This is a genomic window from Streptomyces sp. Ag109_O5-1 (assembly GCF_003814875.1).
Taxonomy (GTDB): domain Bacteria; phylum Actinomycetota; class Actinomycetes; order Streptomycetales; family Streptomycetaceae; genus Streptomyces; species Streptomyces sasae.
Window position 1 is genome coordinate 5305148 of record NZ_RKQF01000001.1, and the last position, 16192, is coordinate 5321339.

Annotated in this window: 15 protein-coding genes; 7 read left to right on the top strand and 8 right to left on the bottom strand. The window is 69.0% G+C overall.

Annotation, left to right across the window (positions count from 1 at the left end):
- Positions 1-282 precede the first annotated feature (282 nt).
- Together EDD90_RS23730 and EDD90_RS23735 are read left to right on the top strand one after the other, a co-directional pair.
- On the top strand, positions 283-948 hold the full coding sequence (locus EDD90_RS23730) for a hypothetical protein (protein ID WP_123975002.1): 666 nt from the start codon (positions 283-285) through the stop codon (positions 946-948).
- 6 nt (positions 949-954) lie between these two features.
- Complete coding sequence (locus EDD90_RS23735; RefSeq protein WP_123975004.1) at positions 955-1464, top strand: hypothetical protein; 510 nt, start codon at positions 955-957, stop codon at positions 1462-1464.
- Here EDD90_RS23735 and EDD90_RS23740 read toward each other — a convergent pair.
- The 4 genes from EDD90_RS23740 to EDD90_RS23755 form a co-directional block, all read right to left on the bottom strand.
- The gene (locus tag EDD90_RS23740) at positions 1442-2917 is read right to left on the bottom strand and encodes a DUF308 domain-containing protein (RefSeq protein WP_123975006.1); all 1476 of its coding nucleotides are present in this window, start codon (positions 2915-2917) and stop codon (positions 1442-1444) included. The two genes, EDD90_RS23735 and EDD90_RS23740, sit on opposite strands and share 23 nt — an antisense overlap.
- A 5-nt stretch (positions 2918-2922) precedes the next feature.
- Positions 2923-3636: a hypothetical protein gene (locus tag EDD90_RS23745; protein ID WP_123975008.1), complete on the bottom strand. Its 714-nt coding sequence runs from the start codon at positions 3634-3636 to the stop codon at positions 2923-2925.
- Positions 3626-3943, bottom strand: a complete 318-nt coding sequence (locus EDD90_RS23750) for a hypothetical protein (protein ID WP_123975010.1) — start codon at positions 3941-3943, stop codon at positions 3626-3628. The genes EDD90_RS23745 and EDD90_RS23750 overlap by 11 nt, the downstream gene beginning before the upstream one ends.
- Before the next feature lie 412 nt (positions 3944-4355).
- Positions 4356-4658, bottom strand: coding sequence for a WXG100 family type VII secretion target (locus EDD90_RS23755; RefSeq protein ID WP_123975012.1), 303 nt, complete (start codon positions 4656-4658; stop codon positions 4356-4358).
- A gap of 240 nt (positions 4659-4898) precedes the next feature.
- On the opposite strand from EDD90_RS23755, the gene EDD90_RS23760 reads away from it, so the two are divergent.
- Entirely contained in the window at positions 4899-9464 is a 4566-nt protein-coding gene (locus EDD90_RS23760; RefSeq protein ID WP_123975014.1) for an FtsK/SpoIIIE domain-containing protein, read from the top strand.
- A gap of 33 nt (positions 9465-9497) precedes the next feature.
- Here the strand turns inward: EDD90_RS23760 and EDD90_RS23765 are convergent, their stop codons facing one another.
- Both EDD90_RS23765 and EDD90_RS23770 read right to left on the bottom strand, forming a co-directional pair.
- Positions 9498-11369 (bottom strand): serine/threonine-protein kinase, encoded by a 1872-nt coding sequence (locus EDD90_RS23765; RefSeq protein ID WP_123975017.1) that lies wholly within the window; start codon positions 11367-11369, stop codon positions 9498-9500.
- Positions 11370-11427: 58 nt separating this feature from the next.
- On the bottom strand, positions 11428-12276 hold the full coding sequence (locus tag EDD90_RS23770) for a menaquinone biosynthetic enzyme MqnA/MqnD family protein (protein WP_123975019.1): 849 nt from the start codon (positions 12274-12276) through the stop codon (positions 11428-11430).
- 338 nt (positions 12277-12614) lie between these two features.
- Between EDD90_RS23770 and EDD90_RS23775 the strand changes: the two genes are divergently transcribed.
- The gene (locus EDD90_RS23775; RefSeq protein ID WP_007490911.1) at positions 12615-12818 is read left to right on the top strand and encodes a cold-shock protein; all 204 of its coding nucleotides are present in this window, start codon (positions 12615-12617) and stop codon (positions 12816-12818) included.
- A gap of 93 nt (positions 12819-12911) precedes the next feature.
- Here the strand turns inward: EDD90_RS23775 and EDD90_RS23780 are convergent, their stop codons facing one another.
- Positions 12912-13475 (bottom strand): helix-turn-helix domain-containing protein, encoded by a 564-nt coding sequence (locus EDD90_RS23780; protein ID WP_123975021.1) that lies wholly within the window; start codon positions 13473-13475, stop codon positions 12912-12914.
- 72 nt (positions 13476-13547) lie between these two features.
- Here EDD90_RS23780 and EDD90_RS23785 point away from each other — a divergent pair, with 72 nt between their 5' ends.
- The 3 genes from EDD90_RS23785 to EDD90_RS23795 are packed head-to-tail and all read left to right on the top strand — an operon-like array spanning position 13548 to position 15233.
- Entirely contained in the window at positions 13548-14246 is a 699-nt protein-coding gene (locus tag EDD90_RS23785; protein WP_123975023.1) for an AzlC family ABC transporter permease, read from the top strand.
- Entirely contained in the window at positions 14243-14557 is a 315-nt protein-coding gene (locus EDD90_RS23790) for an AzlD domain-containing protein (RefSeq protein WP_123975025.1), read from the top strand. Before EDD90_RS23785 ends, EDD90_RS23790 begins: the two co-directional genes overlap by 4 nt.
- Positions 14558-14594: 37 nt before the next feature.
- Positions 14595-15233, top strand: a complete 639-nt coding sequence (locus EDD90_RS23795) for a class I SAM-dependent methyltransferase (protein ID WP_123975026.1) — start codon at positions 14595-14597, stop codon at positions 15231-15233.
- 110 nt (positions 15234-15343) lie between these two features.
- On the opposite strand, the gene EDD90_RS23800 is transcribed toward EDD90_RS23795, so the two are convergent.
- On the bottom strand, positions 15344-16186 hold the full coding sequence (locus EDD90_RS23800; protein ID WP_123981550.1) for an NAD(P)H-binding protein: 843 nt from the start codon (positions 16184-16186) through the stop codon (positions 15344-15346).
- Positions 16187-16192: the final 6 nt, after the last annotated feature.

Here is a 16192-nt window from a genome sequence, read left to right on the forward strand (position 1 = left end):
CTGTCATCCTTCAGCCAGGTAAGCAAACCGGCCACCGCGTCGAAGAATTCGAATGGCGTCGGCGATCTACAGAAGTGGAGTGGAGAAGGTCAGCCGATGGTGCATGTCGCTGCCGGGAACGAACAGTTGGCAGCCCAACGTGACCGATGGCATCCAACCGTTCACCCCGCTGGCGGAACGGTACCACCCTGATACCGTCGGCCTGTCGCGCGAAAAGTCTGCGGGTTCCGCCAACCCCGGGACGGACAGAACAATTGACTAATTATGGGGAGGGTTCACTGCATGAGTGACGAAGTATCTCGTAACGCCTTCGATGATCCTGGCACTCTGCGCGCATGGCAGCGCGCGCGGCGACGGTCTATCACGGCTACCACTCTCTGGATACTGTCCCTACCAGGCTTCTTCGTGCTGGAGACAATTACCTGGGAGTCATTGACGGGTGGTTCGCTGCCGGTGTACATCATGGTCCTTCCCATTCTTATCTCGGCTGTCGGAGTCGGTGTGTCCGACTCCCGCCGGGTGCAGCTCAAGGAGATGCGCAGAATCCTGGCGGTCTACCCTTGGCAGGATCACCCCCCGCTCAAAAACGCTACTCCGGCAGATATCAACTATCTGAAACTCCCCGACCCCGACGACCGGGCGAAATACATCAGTGTCGTTGTCCGGCGATACGGGCTCACAGGCAAGCACTGGCGAAGCGCCCTGAGCAACGCCAGGACCCGGGGCTTCATGTTCGCGGGAGACCCGCGGTTCGCGGCCGTGGTCGCACTCCGGGGAGTGGATGAACTCGGCATGGCACGGCCCACGCATGTTCTCGCGCCGGCCAGGGGAGCCCGACCGGACGGGGTCAGCGAGCCGGCCTGGCTGCGCGCCCGAGCGGCCGGTATCTCTGGAGAATCGGCGTTCAGCGAAGAGGAGCTGAGGCAATTGGAGTCCGAGGGGAAGTGAGCTGCCGTGCCTGAGTTCATCTACACCCCGCTCAGTGACCAGGATGACATCGAGGACGGGCTCTTCCTCGGCCACCTCGACGTCATGGGAAAATCGGGCACTGCGACCACGCGCACCACACGCCGCCCGGATGGCGGCATGGGGATCATCCTTTTCCCGGCCGTGGTGGATCTGCTCGACGGCATGACAGGTCTGCTGCGCCGCGGGCGCGGCAGGTTCACGTCCTCCGGCATGGGGCCGCCTCTGACGTTCAAGCTGAACGGTCAGGTCATGTCGATCAGGCGCCGCTTGACGGTGATCGACGAGTCGTCACCCCAGGCTGTTGCCGACGCAGTGTGGGCCGCGGCACAGAAGTTGTCAAACGCCCTCCTGCCGCGGGTCACTGAAGCGACGGAATACACCGAAACCATGGAAGACGGCAGCATTGGGTATATCGACTACCGCGTTCAACTGCCTGCGGCTATGTCGAGGTTCCAGGAGGCACGTAAGTCGCTTACGTACCGTACTGCGCCCTAGCAGGCAGGATGCCGGGTTCGTAGCCGCCGCCGCCTGCGCCGCTCAAGCCGTCCAGAATGACGCTGTTGGTATCGAACTCCGCGCCGAAGAAAACTGAACTCACAGTGGCCCGAGTGAGGCTCTTCACGAGGCCTTCCGCGCCGCCGGTTATGATCTTGCCTCTGGGATTCTTCCCGGCAAAGGTCAAACCGAGCTGCATATACTCCCTGCGGGTCATATTGGTGTAGCTACTGTCATTGATGATCTTAGGAATCTTACTGAAGCCCTTATTCACCAGGGGTGTCATGCCAGCGCCGATGACGTTACCTACAAGGTTGCTTACAGCGTTCTTCTGGACCTCGTTCCAGCCGCCGTTCATAGCATCAGTGAGCGTGGTCTTGAGCTCTCCCGTCGCGAACGTGTAGGTAACCTTGCGGAGGCCCTTGAGGTCTTCCCCCATACGCCACATCTTAATGAGACGGCTGCACGCGACCTCGGCCTTCCTGACCCTGATCGCCGTCCTGAATCCACCAGCCAGCTTGCCGGCCTTTGCCAACATGCTCAACCTACCAACCACGGGAATGCAGTCCAGTATCGCGAAGACCAGGTCTCCCCACCCGGCCTTACCTTGTGCGAACTTGGCAATCGTATCCGCGAGAACCACGAGTGCCGCGGCCATGATGATGGCCACAAGCCATGGAGCAGCCACGAAGAGTGCCACAATGCCCGCAACCGCCACGATGATTTTGCAGGCCGTGACAAACCCATCCCAGTGGTCCGCCACCCAGTCGCCCAGCTTCTCATACCACTTCTTGTTGTGGATCCCGGCGTCGGAAGCACTGTGAATGTCCTGGACGAGTTTCGTGGCAGCCTTGTCCTGGTCCTTGCCAGCGTTCTCCGCCTTGGTCTTCAACTCAGCCAGCTGTGCGTTCAGGCTGCCGACCTGGCCCTGCGCCGCCTGCTGGTGCTCGTTGGCGTGTTGAGCGTCGCGGGTCGCCTTGCGAACCTTCGCCGGGTCAGGTGCGGGTGTGTCACCCGTGGGGTTGTTGACCTTGTCCTGCGCGGACTTGGCGGTGTTCGCTGCGGTGGTGGCGCTGGCCAGCCGGGACTGCGCCCGGGATAGGTCGCCGCGCAGCGTCCGGGCCTTGGCGAGAGCATGGTCCGCCGTCGCCTGGGCGTCCTCCAGCTTCCCGGCATAGGCCAGCAGGGCTCCTGCTACCAGGTCGTACGAGTCGTGCAGCTTCTGCAGTTGGCCGGGCAGCTTGCCGATCTGCTCCTTGAACGCGTCCATGGCCTTGCCGTCCGACTCCTTGAGGACGGAGTCCTTCGAAGCCGAGCGCATACCCCTGAGGACGGTGGAGACGTCTTCGACGAAGGTCTTGTAGCGCTGGGCCTGGAGTTTGACCTCGTGCGAATCGCCGGGCGTCGGGTCGTCATGCAGGTCGAGGTTGTGCCAGTCGGTGGGGCGAACCATGGAGCTCAGTTCTCCGTGTCGAGGTCGGCGCGGTATACGAAGCGGAACGTGCCGGCGATGGCGTCGAAGAGCTGCAACATCGGCTCGACCAAGGCGAGTTGGGGCGTGCTGGCGCTAATGACTGCGACTTTCGGGTTGCCGTCCGGGAAGGGCACGAGGGTCTGCATCATCACCGCGCGATAGCTACGGCTGTCGTCAGGGATCTCGATGTCCTCGATCCCCTCGGTACGGGCCGCCTGTCCGGCGTCGGGCAGTTCCACCATGCGCACCCGACGCCAGGGATCAGTCGGCCGACGCCCGGGAGCGATCGGTGTCAGGACCCGCATGAGAGTGTCGAGATCGGTGGGAGCAGTCTCTCCCGTGGTCTCGTTCACTGCTTCGCTCACGCTGACCGTGAGGCTGGCCACCATCGGTTCGTCGTCGACGATCTCGCACATGGAGCCGGAATAGACGACGTTGTTCTTCCTGACCTCGCGGGCTGTCTTCTTCAGCGTCCTGACCAGATCAGCTTGGTATTCGGCCAGTTCCGGCCTCTGTCTGATCCGCTCCGCCACCAACTCGCGGATCGAGCGATTCACCGTAGCGGGGTGAACGTCGAACTCATACCAGGTGCTGGGGACCTGGATGTTGATACCGATGACGTCCCCGGGGGCGGCTCCAGCGAAAAGGTCCGCGGTCAAGGGTCCCTCGGCCTCGGCGTGACTCTGTTCAGTTTCCACCCTTGCCCCCCTGCTCGTGCTTGCGGAGGGCGTTCCGGAGATCGGCATCAAGCTTCGTCATCTTATCGACGATCTCCTGCGCCATCTTGGCCACACTTTCAAGGCCGACGTCGATCTCCTTACGACCGTCTTTCCAGCCGTGCATAAAGTCTTCCATGGCGTCGAACGCCGTGCTGGAGCCCAACTCTCCGTTGCCGAGCTTCCGGTCTACCTGACCGGTGTCGTCCATTCGCTTCTTGATAGACCGCAGTTGCCCTGCCAAGGTGTCAAGCCCGGCAAGACTGAGTACGAGATCACCCTTGGGCATGTCCGGTTTCCCCCAATTAACCCAGAATCATTAATCACAGCTCAAGTCGCTTTCGTAATATGACTGCTGGCCCCAAGCGCTGCGTGCAAGTGCTACAGCCGCCGACCGACTCATCACGCCGCGCACGCTACAAGCAGCTGGCATCTGCACCATTCACCCATAGCGTCCGCCTGGCTCACAGGCGGCGCAGCTGTTGAGACTTCGGAAAGGATTCGTTCGGACGGAACGGGCTGCGTCAACGTTGAGCCTTCGATCTCGATCAAGATTTTCGGCTCTGCGCATGCTTTCTGGCGCGAGAAGCAGTAGATGAAACAGCCGGATGGGCCGAGTTCGGTAGCGGTGACCCCGGAGGCGACGTGCACCAAGCCGTGTATGCCTCGCCGCCTCCGAGTCACTCCGCGGACCCGATCGATCAGCCCTTGGCCTGCTTCGCCAGCTGCTCGTCCAGCTGCTCGTACGCTTCCTTGGCCTTCTTCAGGAAGTCCGAGAGGCCGTGCAGGCCCTGGATGGTCTTGGACGCGCCCTTCGTGAACTCCTTCATGGAGTCGTCGTACGCTCCCGAGGCCTTCTGGGTGGTGAAGCCGTTCTCCACCAGGGCGCTGACCCGCTTCTCCACGTTCTTGATCTTGTCCTCAAGCTCGTGCATGTCCTTGATCAGGTCGCCCGCGACCTTCTCCATCTCGGCATAAGTGAGATCCGTGTCTTTGCTGGCCATGACGGCTTCCTCCCGTTCGTGTGGCCGCAGGGCCTTCCCCCGTGGCATCGTTCGCGCGGATCGTGGCCATGACACGGCCGTCCGCACGAGCAAAGATCCTACGGGGGTGACGCGTGGGACCGCACGGCCCTTGTGCGGTGGAACTGTGAACCGTGCAGATCCCGTTGCACCCGGGAAAGAACGTGCGGCTAAGGTCACTTCCACTGTGTTGGGTGCTATCGGTGTGTTGGGGGACGGAACGTGCGCCTGAGTCTGACCGTCGTCGATCCGGTCGGCGGTGCCACCGCCGACGTGGTGCTCGACGCGGATCCCGAGTCCACGGTCGGTGACGTCGCCCGGGAGTTGGCCCGGCAGGTCGGTCTGGGGTTTCCCGACAGCAACGAAGGGGCCCAGGTCATACCCATCGGTGCGCACCGGCAACAGGCCGCCGTCGTCCAGGCATCCGGTCCGCACGCCTATGTCGACGGGTACGCCCTCGACCCCGCCGCCACCGTCGTCGGCTCGCCGCTGCGCGACGGTGTCGTCGTCTCCCTGCACGATCCCGCCGGGTGTCTGCTCGGCGAACCCACCGGTGTCGTGGAGTTCCGGGTCGCCGGCGGTCCGGCCGCGGGTTCCGTGCACCGGCTCGGTGTCGGGCGGTACGACATCGGTACCGGGGCCGCCTCGCACATCCGCGTCGAGGACCCGGAGCTCGCGGCCCGTGCCGCCACCCTCACCATCGCCATCGGCGGCACCTGCAAGGTTCAGGTGCACGGGGAAGGCGCGCGGTTGGACGGGGAGGAGTTCAAGGGCGACGGGGACTGGCCGCTCGGGTCCCAACTCGCACTCGGCAACACGCTGTTCGAGATCGCCGCCTACTCCCCGCCCAACGCCGCCCTCAAGTGGTCCGACGACGGTGCCGGGCTCGACTACAACCGGCCCCCTCGGCTGCGTCCCGCCGAACGGCAGACGCACTTCTCGCTGCCCAACCCGCCCGGCGACTACGAGGCCCGGCCGCTGCCCTGGCTGATGGCCCTGCTGCCGCTCGTCGGCGCCGTCGTGTCCGTGTTCATGTTCCATCGCTGGTACTACCTGGTGATGGCCGTGATGAGCCCGATCATGCTCTTCGGCAACTACTTCATGGACAAGAAGCACGGCAGGAAGTCCCACGCCAAGCAGCTCAAGGAGTACAAGGAGCACAAGGAGCGGATCGAGGGGGAGGCCCAGGAGGCGCTGGTCGCCGAGCGGTCGGAGCGGCGGGGTGCGGTGCCGGATCCGGGCGCCGTGCTGACGTACGGGACCGGGCCGCGTACCCGGCTCTGGGAGCGGCGGCGCACCGACGCCGACCACCTCCTCGTCCGCTTCGGCACCGGGCGCGTCCCCTCCGAGGTCGAGCTCGACGACCCCGAGCAGGACGAGCACAAGCGCAAGGTCCGCTGGTACATCGAGGACGCCCCGGTCGCGCTGTCGCTGCGCGATCTGGGGGTGATCGGGGTCGCCGGGCCGGGGGATTCGGCGCATGCGCTGGGGCGTTGGGCCGTCGCCCAGACCGCCGTGCTGCACAGCCCCATGGACGTGCAGTTCTACGTCCTCACCGACCACGACGCCGGTACCCGCTGGGACTGGGTGCGCTGGCTGCCGCACTCCCGCCCCGGCGGCGGCCAGGACGTGAACGTCCTCATCGGCACCGATTCCGAGACCGTCGCCACCCGCGTCGGCGAGCTCACCCAGCTCCTCGACGGCCGGCAGAAGGCCCTCCAGCAGGGCGGGCGGAGCAAGACCGACGGGCCCGCGTTCAGTGATCCGGACGTCGTGGTGGTGTGGGACGGGTCCCGGCGGCTGCGGTCCATGCCCGGTGTCGTACGGCTGTTGAAGGAAGGGCCGGGCGTCGCCATCCGCTCCATCTGCCTCGACGAGGAGGAGCGCTTCCTTCCCGGTGAGTGCCAGGGAGTCGTCGTCGCCGAGCCGGTCGCGTCCGCAGATGCTCCGGCAACGGCCGTCACGCAGCAGACCGTTGGCGGCTTCCCCTCGTTCCAGGCCTGGCATCCCGACCAGCAGGTCGAGGAACAGGCGCCCCAGGACCTGGAGTTGCGGCTGCGCGTCGAGCAGAGCGGGGCGCTGCGCAAGCGCAACGTACGGCCCGACTTCGTCACCCCCGCCTGGTGCGGCCGGCTCGCCCGCTCCCTCTCCCCGCTCCGGGACATCAGCGGCGAGACCGAGGACTCGGCACTGCCCGGCTCCAGCCGGCTGCTCGACGTGCTCCAGCTGGAGCCGCCGACGCGGGATGCCATCGCCGCCCGGTGGCGGATGGGCGGGCAGTCGACCATGGCCGTCATCGGGGAGTCGTACGACGGGCCGTTCGGCATCGATCTGCGGCGCGACGGGCCGCACGGCCTGATCGCCGGTACGACCGGTTCCGGCAAGTCCGAGCTGCTGCAGACCATCGTGGCCGCGCTGGCGGTGGCGAACACCCCGGAGAACATGACCTTCGTCCTCGTCGACTACAAGGGCGGCTCGGCGTTCAAGGACTGTGTGAAGCTGCCGCACACGGTGGGTATGGTCACCGACCTCGACGCCCACCTGGTGGAGCGGGCCCTGGAGTCGCTGGGTGCCGAGCTGAAGCGGCGCGAGCACATCCTGGCCGCCGCCGACGCCAAGGACATCGAGGACTACCAGGACCTGGTGAGAAGGGATCCGTCGCACGCTCCGGTTCCCCGACTGCTCATTGTCATCGACGAGTTCGCGTCCATGGTGCGCGATCTGCCCGACTTCGTCACGGGACTTGTCAATATCGCGCAGCGAGGGCGGTCCCTCGGCATTCATCTGCTGCTCGCCACGCAGCGGCCCTCCGGTGTCGTGTCCCCCGAGATCCGCGCCAACACCAACCTCCGGATTGCGCTGCGCGTGACCGACGCCGGCGAGTCGACCGACGTCATCGACGCACCCGACGCTGGGCACATCGCGAAGAGCACGCCGGGCCGGGCGTATGTGCGGCTGGGGCACGCCTCGCTGATCCCGTTCCAGTCGGGGCGGGTCGGCGGCCGGCGGCCGGGTGCGGCCGACCCGGCCACCCTCGCGCCCTGGGCCGGGGCGCTGTCCTGGCAGGACCTGGGGCGGGCCGCGCTGCGCAAGCCCAAGTCCGAGGCCCGGGAGGACGACGAGATCACCGACCTGAAGGTGCTCGTCGACGCCGTGCGCGAGGCCAACACCGCGCTCGGCGTCCCGGCCCAGCACTCACCGTGGCTGCCCGCCCTCGACGACACCCTGCTGCTCGACGACGTCCCGGCCGTCCAGGCGCAGGGCTCGCTGCCCGCCGCCCCGTACGGTGTCGAGGACCTGCCCGCCGAGCAGGCCCGCCGTGCGGTCGCCGTCGACTTCGCGACCTTCGGCCATCTGATCATCGCCGGTGCGCCGCGCACCGGGCGTTCGCAGGTGCTGCGCACCATCGCCGGTTCGCTGGCCCGCACCAACTCCTGCGCCGATGTGCACATGTACGGCATCGACTGCGGCAACGGCGCCCTCAACGCGCTGACCCGGCTGCCGCACTGCGGTGCCGTCGTCGGCCGTAACCAGACCGAGCGCGTAGAGCGCCTCATGGCGCGCCTGTCAGGTGAGTTGAGCCGTCGTCAGGAACTGCTCGCCGACCGGGGGTTCGCGGACATCGGCGAGCAGCGGGCCGCCGTGCCGGAGGCGGAGCGGCTGCCGCACATCGTGCTGCTCCTCGACCGCTGGGAAGGCTGGCTGCCCACCCTCGGCGAGCTGAACCACGGTGACCTCACCGACAAGATCATGGTGATGATGCGGGAGGGCGCCAGCGTCGGCATCCATCTCGTCCTCACCGGCGACCGGCAGATCCTGGCCGGCCGGATCTCCTCCCTCACCGAGGACAAGTACGGTCTCCGGCTCGCGGACCGCGCGGACTTCTCGATGCTGGACATCAACTCCCGCAAGGTTCCCGAGGAGATTCCGCCCGGCCGCGCCTTCCGGAGCGAGACCGCCGCGGAGACGCAGTTCGCGCTGCTCGCCGCGGACACCACCGGTCAGGGGCAGGCCGCCGCGATCGGAGCGATCGGTGAGGATGCCGACGTCCGGGACGCGCAGGTGCCGCGCTCGCGGCGCCCGTTCCGGGTCGACGTGCTGCCCGGCCGGATCTCCTTCGAGGAGGCCTGGGCGATGCGGGATCCGGCCGCCACCTCGTCCCGGCTGTGGGCGCTGGTGGGTGTCGGTGGCGACGAGCTGACCGCTTTCGGGCCCGACCTGTCGCAGGGCGTGCCCGCCTTCGTCATCGGCGGTCCCGCCAAGTCCGGCCGCTCCACGACCCTGTTGGGCTTCGCCCGCTCCTACCTCGCCAACGGCGTGCGGATCGTCGTGGCCGCGCCCCGGCAGTCCCCGCTGCGTGAACTCGAAGGCCAGGACGGTGTGGTGAAGGTCTTCACCGGTCGGGACGTGGACGAGGACGAGCTGGAGGAGATCGTGAACACCGCCACCCCGGCGGATCCGATCGTGGTCCTCGTCGACGACGCCGAGGTCCTGGACGACTGCGACGCCGAGGACGTCTTCAAGCGGATCGTCGAGCGTGGCGCCGAGGAGGGGCTCGCCGTCGTCATCGCCGGTGACGAGGACGAGATCTGCGACGGCTTCTCCGGCTGGCAGGTCGACGCCAAGAAGGCCCGCCGGGGCATCCTGCTCTCCCCGCAGGAGTCCGGCTCCGGCGAGCTGATCGGCATCCGGACCACCCGGGCCATGGTGGGCGGGCCGGTCCAGCCCGGCAAGGGCATGCTGCATCTGGGCAGCGGGGAACACATCACGGTGACCACCCCGCAGTAGCCGTACGGCGGGGGGCCGGACCGCGGAAGGTCCTCAGTCCCCCGTCTTCGACATCACCGCGACCGGATTCCCCTCCGCCGAACTGTCCGACGTGTACACCAGGTCGCCGTGGCTCGGCGTCAGGTACACCGTGTTCCGGTCGGGGTCGCAGCCGTCGTGGTTGCCCTCGACGCCCTCCGAGGACGCGACGATCTTCGTGGCCGTCACCGACTTCAGGGTGAGTACGTCGGTGCAGACCCCGCCCAGCTGGTCGGTCTGCCGCAGACGGCCCAGCTCCGCGCCGACCGCCGCCTGTTCCACGGTGATCCGGAAGGTGCCGATGGGCAGGTTGCCGGACAGGGCGGTGGCCGTGCCCTCCCAGGTGCCGAGGTAGGCGGCCGGGATCGCCCCCGAGGCGGGCGAGAACGCCGCGGACGGGGACACGGACGGGCCGGTGCCCGCGTTGGCGGACCCGCCGCTGCCGTCGTCACCCCCGACGATCCACGGTCGTACCAGAAAGCCCAGTCCGACCGTCACCGCCGCCAGCGCCCCGGCCACGGCCAGCGCGACCGTACAGCTCACCCGGCGGCCACGCCCGCCCTCGCCGGGTACGGCGGTCGCCGCGACGCTCACCGACACCTTCCCGGGCGGCACGGCATCCCGAGGCTCCGCCACGGTCGGCGAAGCCGAAGGCGTGGCGGGCGAAGCCGACGGCATCGCGGGCGGAGCCGACGGCATCGCGGGCAGAGCCACAGGCGTGGCGGGCGAAGCCGACGGCATGGCAGGCGAGCCCGCAGGCATGGCAGGCGCAGCCTCGGGAACCGCGGGCGGCACGGTCGGCGGCGGCCCGAACTCCCCCGCCACCGCAGCGCCGGCCACCGCGCCGGCCTCCACAGCGTCGGCCTCGGCAGCACCCACCCCCGAAGGTCCCACCCCCAAAGCGCCCACCCCCGAAGCGCCCACCGAAGGACTGCTGAACCCCACCGGCCCGGACGCGGGCACCGCCCCCTGCGCCGGCTCCACCCCCTGCGCCGCCTCAAGGTTCAGCGCCTGTACGGCGCTTCGGCTCACCCTCTCCACCAGCGCCCCCGGCAGCCACCCGCCCGTCACCAGCCGTGCGGCCCCCTGCGGGGCCAGCTGAGCGGCCACCTCCGCCGGGCCCGGTCGGGCCCCCGCCTCCTTCGCGAGGCACGCCTCGGCCACCGATCGCAGCTCACCGCTCAGCGTGCCGAGTTCGGGTTCCTCGTGGACGACCTTGTAGAGCAGGGCGGCGGAGGAGTCGCCGGGGAAGGGCGGTTCGCCGTTCGCCGCGTACGCCAGCACCGCGCCCAGGGAGAACATGTCCGCGGCGCCCGTGACGCCCTTGCCGAGGATCTGCTCCGGGGACATGTAGCCCGGCGAACCGATCGAGACCCCCGACGAGGTCAGGGACGCCGTACCGTCGATGGCCCGGGCGATACCGAAGTCGATGAGCAGCGGTCCGTCGAGGGTCAGCAGGACGTTGGACGGCTTCACGTCCCGGTGCACCAGCCCCAGTTCGTGCACCGCCGCCAGCGCCTCCGCGAGGCCCGCGCCCAGCGCCCGTACCGTGTGCGCGGGCAGCGGACCGCCGTCGGTCACGGCGGCGGCCAGGGACGGACCGGCGGCGTACGCCGTGGCGACCCACGGCACGGCCGCGTCCGGGTCGGCGTCCAGGACGGGGGCGGTCCAGGCGCCGCCGACCCGTCGGGCCGCCGCCACCTCGCGGCGGAAGCGGGCCCGGAACTCCTCGTCCAGCGCGAAGTGCGGGTGCACGATCTTCACGGCGACGGTCCGGCCGCCGGCCGAACGGCCCAGATAGACCCGGCCCATGCCGCCGGAGCCGAGGCGGCCGAGCAGCCGGTACGGTCCGACGACGGCCGGTTCGTCACCCGCGAGCGGCTGCATGCGCCCTCACCCCCCAGAGAGTCCGGCCCCCTGGGGAGCCCACGCAGCAGAGTAGGGGCTAGGGCGCCAGCAGATCGACCTTCACGTCCGCCGGGAATCCGGTGGTCGGGCCGACCCGCCGTGCGAACTCCGCGACCGCCGCCAGCTGCGGTGCGCCGAAGCTGAAGTCGAGGGTGGTGAAGTACTGGGCCAGGGTCGCCTCGTCGAACGCCTCCCAGCGGGCGGCCTGTTCGGCGACCTTGGCGACCTCCTCCAGGGAGAGGTCGCGGGATTCGAGGAAGGCGCCGTGCACCTCGCGGGTGATGTGCGGCTCGCGCTCCAGGTAGTCCCGGCGCGCCGCCCACACCGCGAAGACGAAGGGGAGGCCCGTCCACTCCTTCCACAGCGCGCCGAGGTCGTGGACCTCCAGGCCGTAGCGGGGGCCGTCCAGCAGATTCGCGCGCAGGGCCGCGTCGCCGATCAGCACCGCCGCGTCCGCCTCCTGCATCATCAGGCTGAGGTCGGGCGGGCAGGTGTAGTAGTCGGGCTGGACGCCGTAGCGGTCGGCGAGCAGCAGCTGGGCCAGCCGGACCGAGGTCCGGGAGGTGGAGCCGAGGGCGACCCGGCGGCCGTCCAGCTGGTCCAGCGGGACCTGCGAGACGATCACGCAGGACATCACCGGGCCGTCGCAGCCGACGGCGATGTCCGGGAAGGCGACCAGGTCGTCGGCGTTGCGCAGGAACTCGACGAGGGTGATGGGCCCGATGTCGAGGTCGCCGCGCACCAGTCGCTCGCTGAGCTTCTCCGGGGTGTCCTTGGTGAGCTCGAAGTCGAGGAGGGTGCCGGTTCTCGCGAGCCCCCAGTAGAGGGGCAGGCAGTTCAGGAACTGGATGTGGCCGACGCGCGGCCGGGTGCGAGAATTGTCCACATCGCGAGACTAGACCCCATGGGGTACGGTGCTGAGACCGCCCCCGCCGTCAGCACCGCGCAGTCAGCACCGCTGCAGGCACCCCTCAGGGCGTCAACCCACGCTTGAGGCCATTCAAACCTCCGGGTGACATGATCTTGGCCTCTGTTGCTTTCGGCTGCCCACATGCTAGGCTCGCCGCAAGTTGCAGTTTGGTTTCCCTTGCAGTACAGAGCCTGCGGAGCATGTAACCGTGGGCTCTCGTCGTTTTCAGACATATGCAGTTGTGCGGCACTTAGTTTGTTTTCACACTTGCAGGTTCTGGAGCAGGGCGACCCTTTTGAGCCCAAGGAGGGCTTATGGCTACCGGAACCGTGAAGTGGTTCAACGCCGAAAAGGGCTTTGGTTTCATCGCCCAGGAAGGCGGCGGCCCCGACGTCTTCGTCCACTACTCCGCGATCAACGCCAACGGGTTCCGCTCCCTGGAGGAGAACCAGCAGGTGAGCTTCGACGTCACGCAGGGCCCGAAGGGTCCGCAGGCGGAGAACGTCACCCCCGTCTGATCACGGAAATCCCAAGTCTGATCGCAGACTGAGTGCAGTACCCAAGGAGCCCCGCGCCGTCAGGCGACGGGGCTCCTGCCTTTTCTCCGCCGCCTAAATGTGCTGCATGACGAGGACGAACGTGGTGCCGGGCACCAGCGCCTCGTAGGAGTGCGGAACGTCCCCGCGGTACGTCAGGTAATCCCCGGGGTTCAATTCGACGGTTTCTCCGCGTGGCCCCGCCTTAACCTGCCCGCCGCATACGACAAGGTGCTCGACGGTCCCCGGAATGTGCGGCTCGGACTCGCGCGGCACGCCCGGCTCCATCCGCAGGTGGTAGATGTCCCGGCGGGTGCCGGGCGGGCAGGCCGAGAGCAGGGTGGCGGCGAAGTCGGCCCGTTCCGACGCGACGGTGGGCCCCCGCCCCGCACGGATCACCTGGACGGCGGACACCGGCGGCTCGACCAGCGCGCTGAACGGCACGCCCAGCGCGACCCCCAGCGACCACAGTGTCTCCACGCTCGGGTTTCCGCTGCCGGCCTCCAACTGGGACAGCGTGGACTTCGCGATGCCGGCCCGCTTGGCCAGCTCGGACAGCGAGAGCCCGGCCCGGGCCCGCTCCCGCTTCAGCGAACCGGCGATCCACTCCATCGGGAGCCGGTCGGGTGCCTCGGACATCTGATTCGTTCGCTCCATCGGTACGATCGTTCGCCTTGACGAACACCATTCTGCTTGTTCATTGTAGAGAACATGCGTTCGCCACACCGAACCACCCTTCCGCCGAGCACCGGAACACGGCGGACCTCCCTCGTCCGGGACAGTTCCCTCGTCTGGCTGGCAAGCGGCGTCGTCGGCGTCTCCTTCGGCGCGGTCAGCGTCGCCGGCGGCCTCCCCGTGTGGGTCCCGGTCCTGATGTCCCTCGTCGTCTACGCGGGCTCCGCGCAGTTCAGCGCGGTCGGCGTACTGCTCGCCGGCGGCGGTCCGCTGGCGGCCGCGGCCACCGGACTCCTCCTCAACACCCGTACGGCGGCCTTCAGCCTCGCCGTCGCCGACCTGCTCGGCCCCGGCCGCGCCACCCGGCTGCTCGGCGCGCACCTGGTGACCGACGAGACGGTCGCCTTCGCCCTGGCCCAGCCGGACCCGGCCCGCCGCCGCGCCGCGTTCTGGATCTCGGGGCTCGGCCTGTTCGCCGTGTGGAACGCGGGGGTGGTGATCGGCGCCCTCGCCGGCACGGCCCTCGGCGACACCTCCCGTTACGGCCTGGACGCGGCGTTCCCGGCGGTGCTGGTGGCCCTGGTCCTGCCGTCCCTCCGCAAGGACGCGGGGGTACGGCGCTCGGCCCTGCTCGGCGCGGCGATCGCCCTCGCGGTGACCCCGGCCGTCCCGGCCGGGATCCCGGTCCTCCTCGCCCTCCTGGGCCTGTTCGCACATCCGGGGGTACGGCGATGAACGCGACGGTGGTCATGATCCTGGTCCTCTCGCTCGGCACGTACGCCTTCCGCCTGGTGGGCCCGGCGCTGCACGGCCGGGTGGAGATCCCGGCGCGGGTCCAGGAGCTGGCGTCGGCGGGTGCGGTGGTCCTGCTGGTCGCACTCCTGGCGACCGGCGCGCTGACCGAGAACGGCGGCTTCGCGGGCTGGGCCCGCCCGGCCGGGGTGCTGGTGGGGGGCGTACTCGCCTGGCGCAAGGCGCCGTTCGTGGTGGTGGTCGTAGGGGCGGCGGCGGTCACGGCCGCACTGCGGGCGGTGGGGATCGGGTAAGGGGAGTTGTCAGTGGCGGCCGTTAGGGTCCGCAGGCATGACCGCCGACTTCCTCACCGCCACCCGTACCTTCTACGACGCGATCGCGTCCGACTACGCCGAGCGCTTCCGCTCGGAGTACGACAAAAGGCCGGTGGAAAGGGCCATGTTGGAGGTGTTCGTCGAGCGGGTGGGAGCAGGCGGCGAGGTGGCCGACCTGGGCTGCGGCCCCGGCCGGGTCACCGGCCGGCTGGCCGCGCTGGGCCTGTCGGTCTTCGGACTCGACCTCTCGGAGTCGATGCTCGCCATCGCCCGCCGCGAGAATCCCGGACTGCGCTTCGTGCAGGGCTCGATGCTGGAGCTGGAGGTGGCGGACGGCGCGCTGGACGGGGTGCTGTGCTGGTACTCGTCCATCCATACGCCGGACGACCGACTGCCGGACCTGTTCCGGGAGTTCAGGAGGGTGCTGAGGCCGGGCGGGCACCTGCTCCTGGCGTTCCAGGTGGGAGACGTGGCGCGTCGGCACGAGAACCCCTGGGGGCATCGGGTGACGCTGGACTTCCTGCGCCGGCGGCCGGAGGAGATGACGGCACTGCTGGCCGACGCCGGGTTCACCCTCTACTCCAGCACGGTACGGCAACCGGACGCGGAGCTCGATGAACTGAGCCCGCAGGCCTTTCTACTGGCCGCGCTCTAACGGGTTGGCGCAGACCCGCGACCAGACGATCAGCCCGTCCTCCCGGACCCGCACCCGCACCCGCACCCACGGCCAGGTCGGCACCGGTACCGGCCGAACCAGCCGACCGTTCAACTGGCCGCCCGGTCGCGCAGCACACTGCGCAGGGAGACGGGCTCGCGGCCGATCAGTTCCGCCAGGGTGGGGTCGACGGTCGCGAACTCGCCCTCGCGGGCGGCCAGGAAGACGCCCAGGAGGTGGTCGGCCGTGTCCGCGGGGACGCCGTCGGCCGCCAGTCGGTCGCGGAACGCCTGGTCGGGGGCGATGGTCCGGCTCGCACCGGCCAGGCCGGCGATGTCGGCGAAGGTCAGCGCCTCGGCCGCCGTCAGCGGAGGCGTCGGGCCCTCGAAGCGGCCCTCGTCCGCCAGGATCACGGCCGCCGCCTCCGCCAGGTCGTCGTGGTCCGTCCAGGAGACCGGGCCGTCGGCCGGGAGGGCCAGTTCGCCGGTGGCCAGGCCGTGGCCGGCGAACTGCAGCGCGCTCGCCGTGTAGAAGCCGTTGCGGAGGGAGGTGTAGGGGACACCCGAGGCGGCCAGGTACGCCTCCGTGGCCGCGTGGTCGCGGCAGGCCTGGAAGCGGGAGGTGGGACTGGCGCCCATGTGTGCGGTGTAGAGGATGCGGCGGGCACCGGCCGCCACGGCCGCGTCGATGGCGGTGCGGTGCTGTCGCACGCCCTCCTCGCCCAGCCGGTCGACGGAGACGATCAGTATCTGGGTGGCGCCCTCGAAGGCGTGCGCCAGGCCGCCCGGGTCGGTGAAGCCGCCCTCCCGAACCCGCACGCCCCGGTCCGCGAGGGGCTGTGCCTTCTTCGGGTCGCGGACGCTGACGCCGACGGTCTCGGCCGGTACCCGGGTCAGCAGCCGCTCCACGATCCGGCCGCCGAGCTGTCCGGTGGCTCCGGTCACGACGATCACGATGTC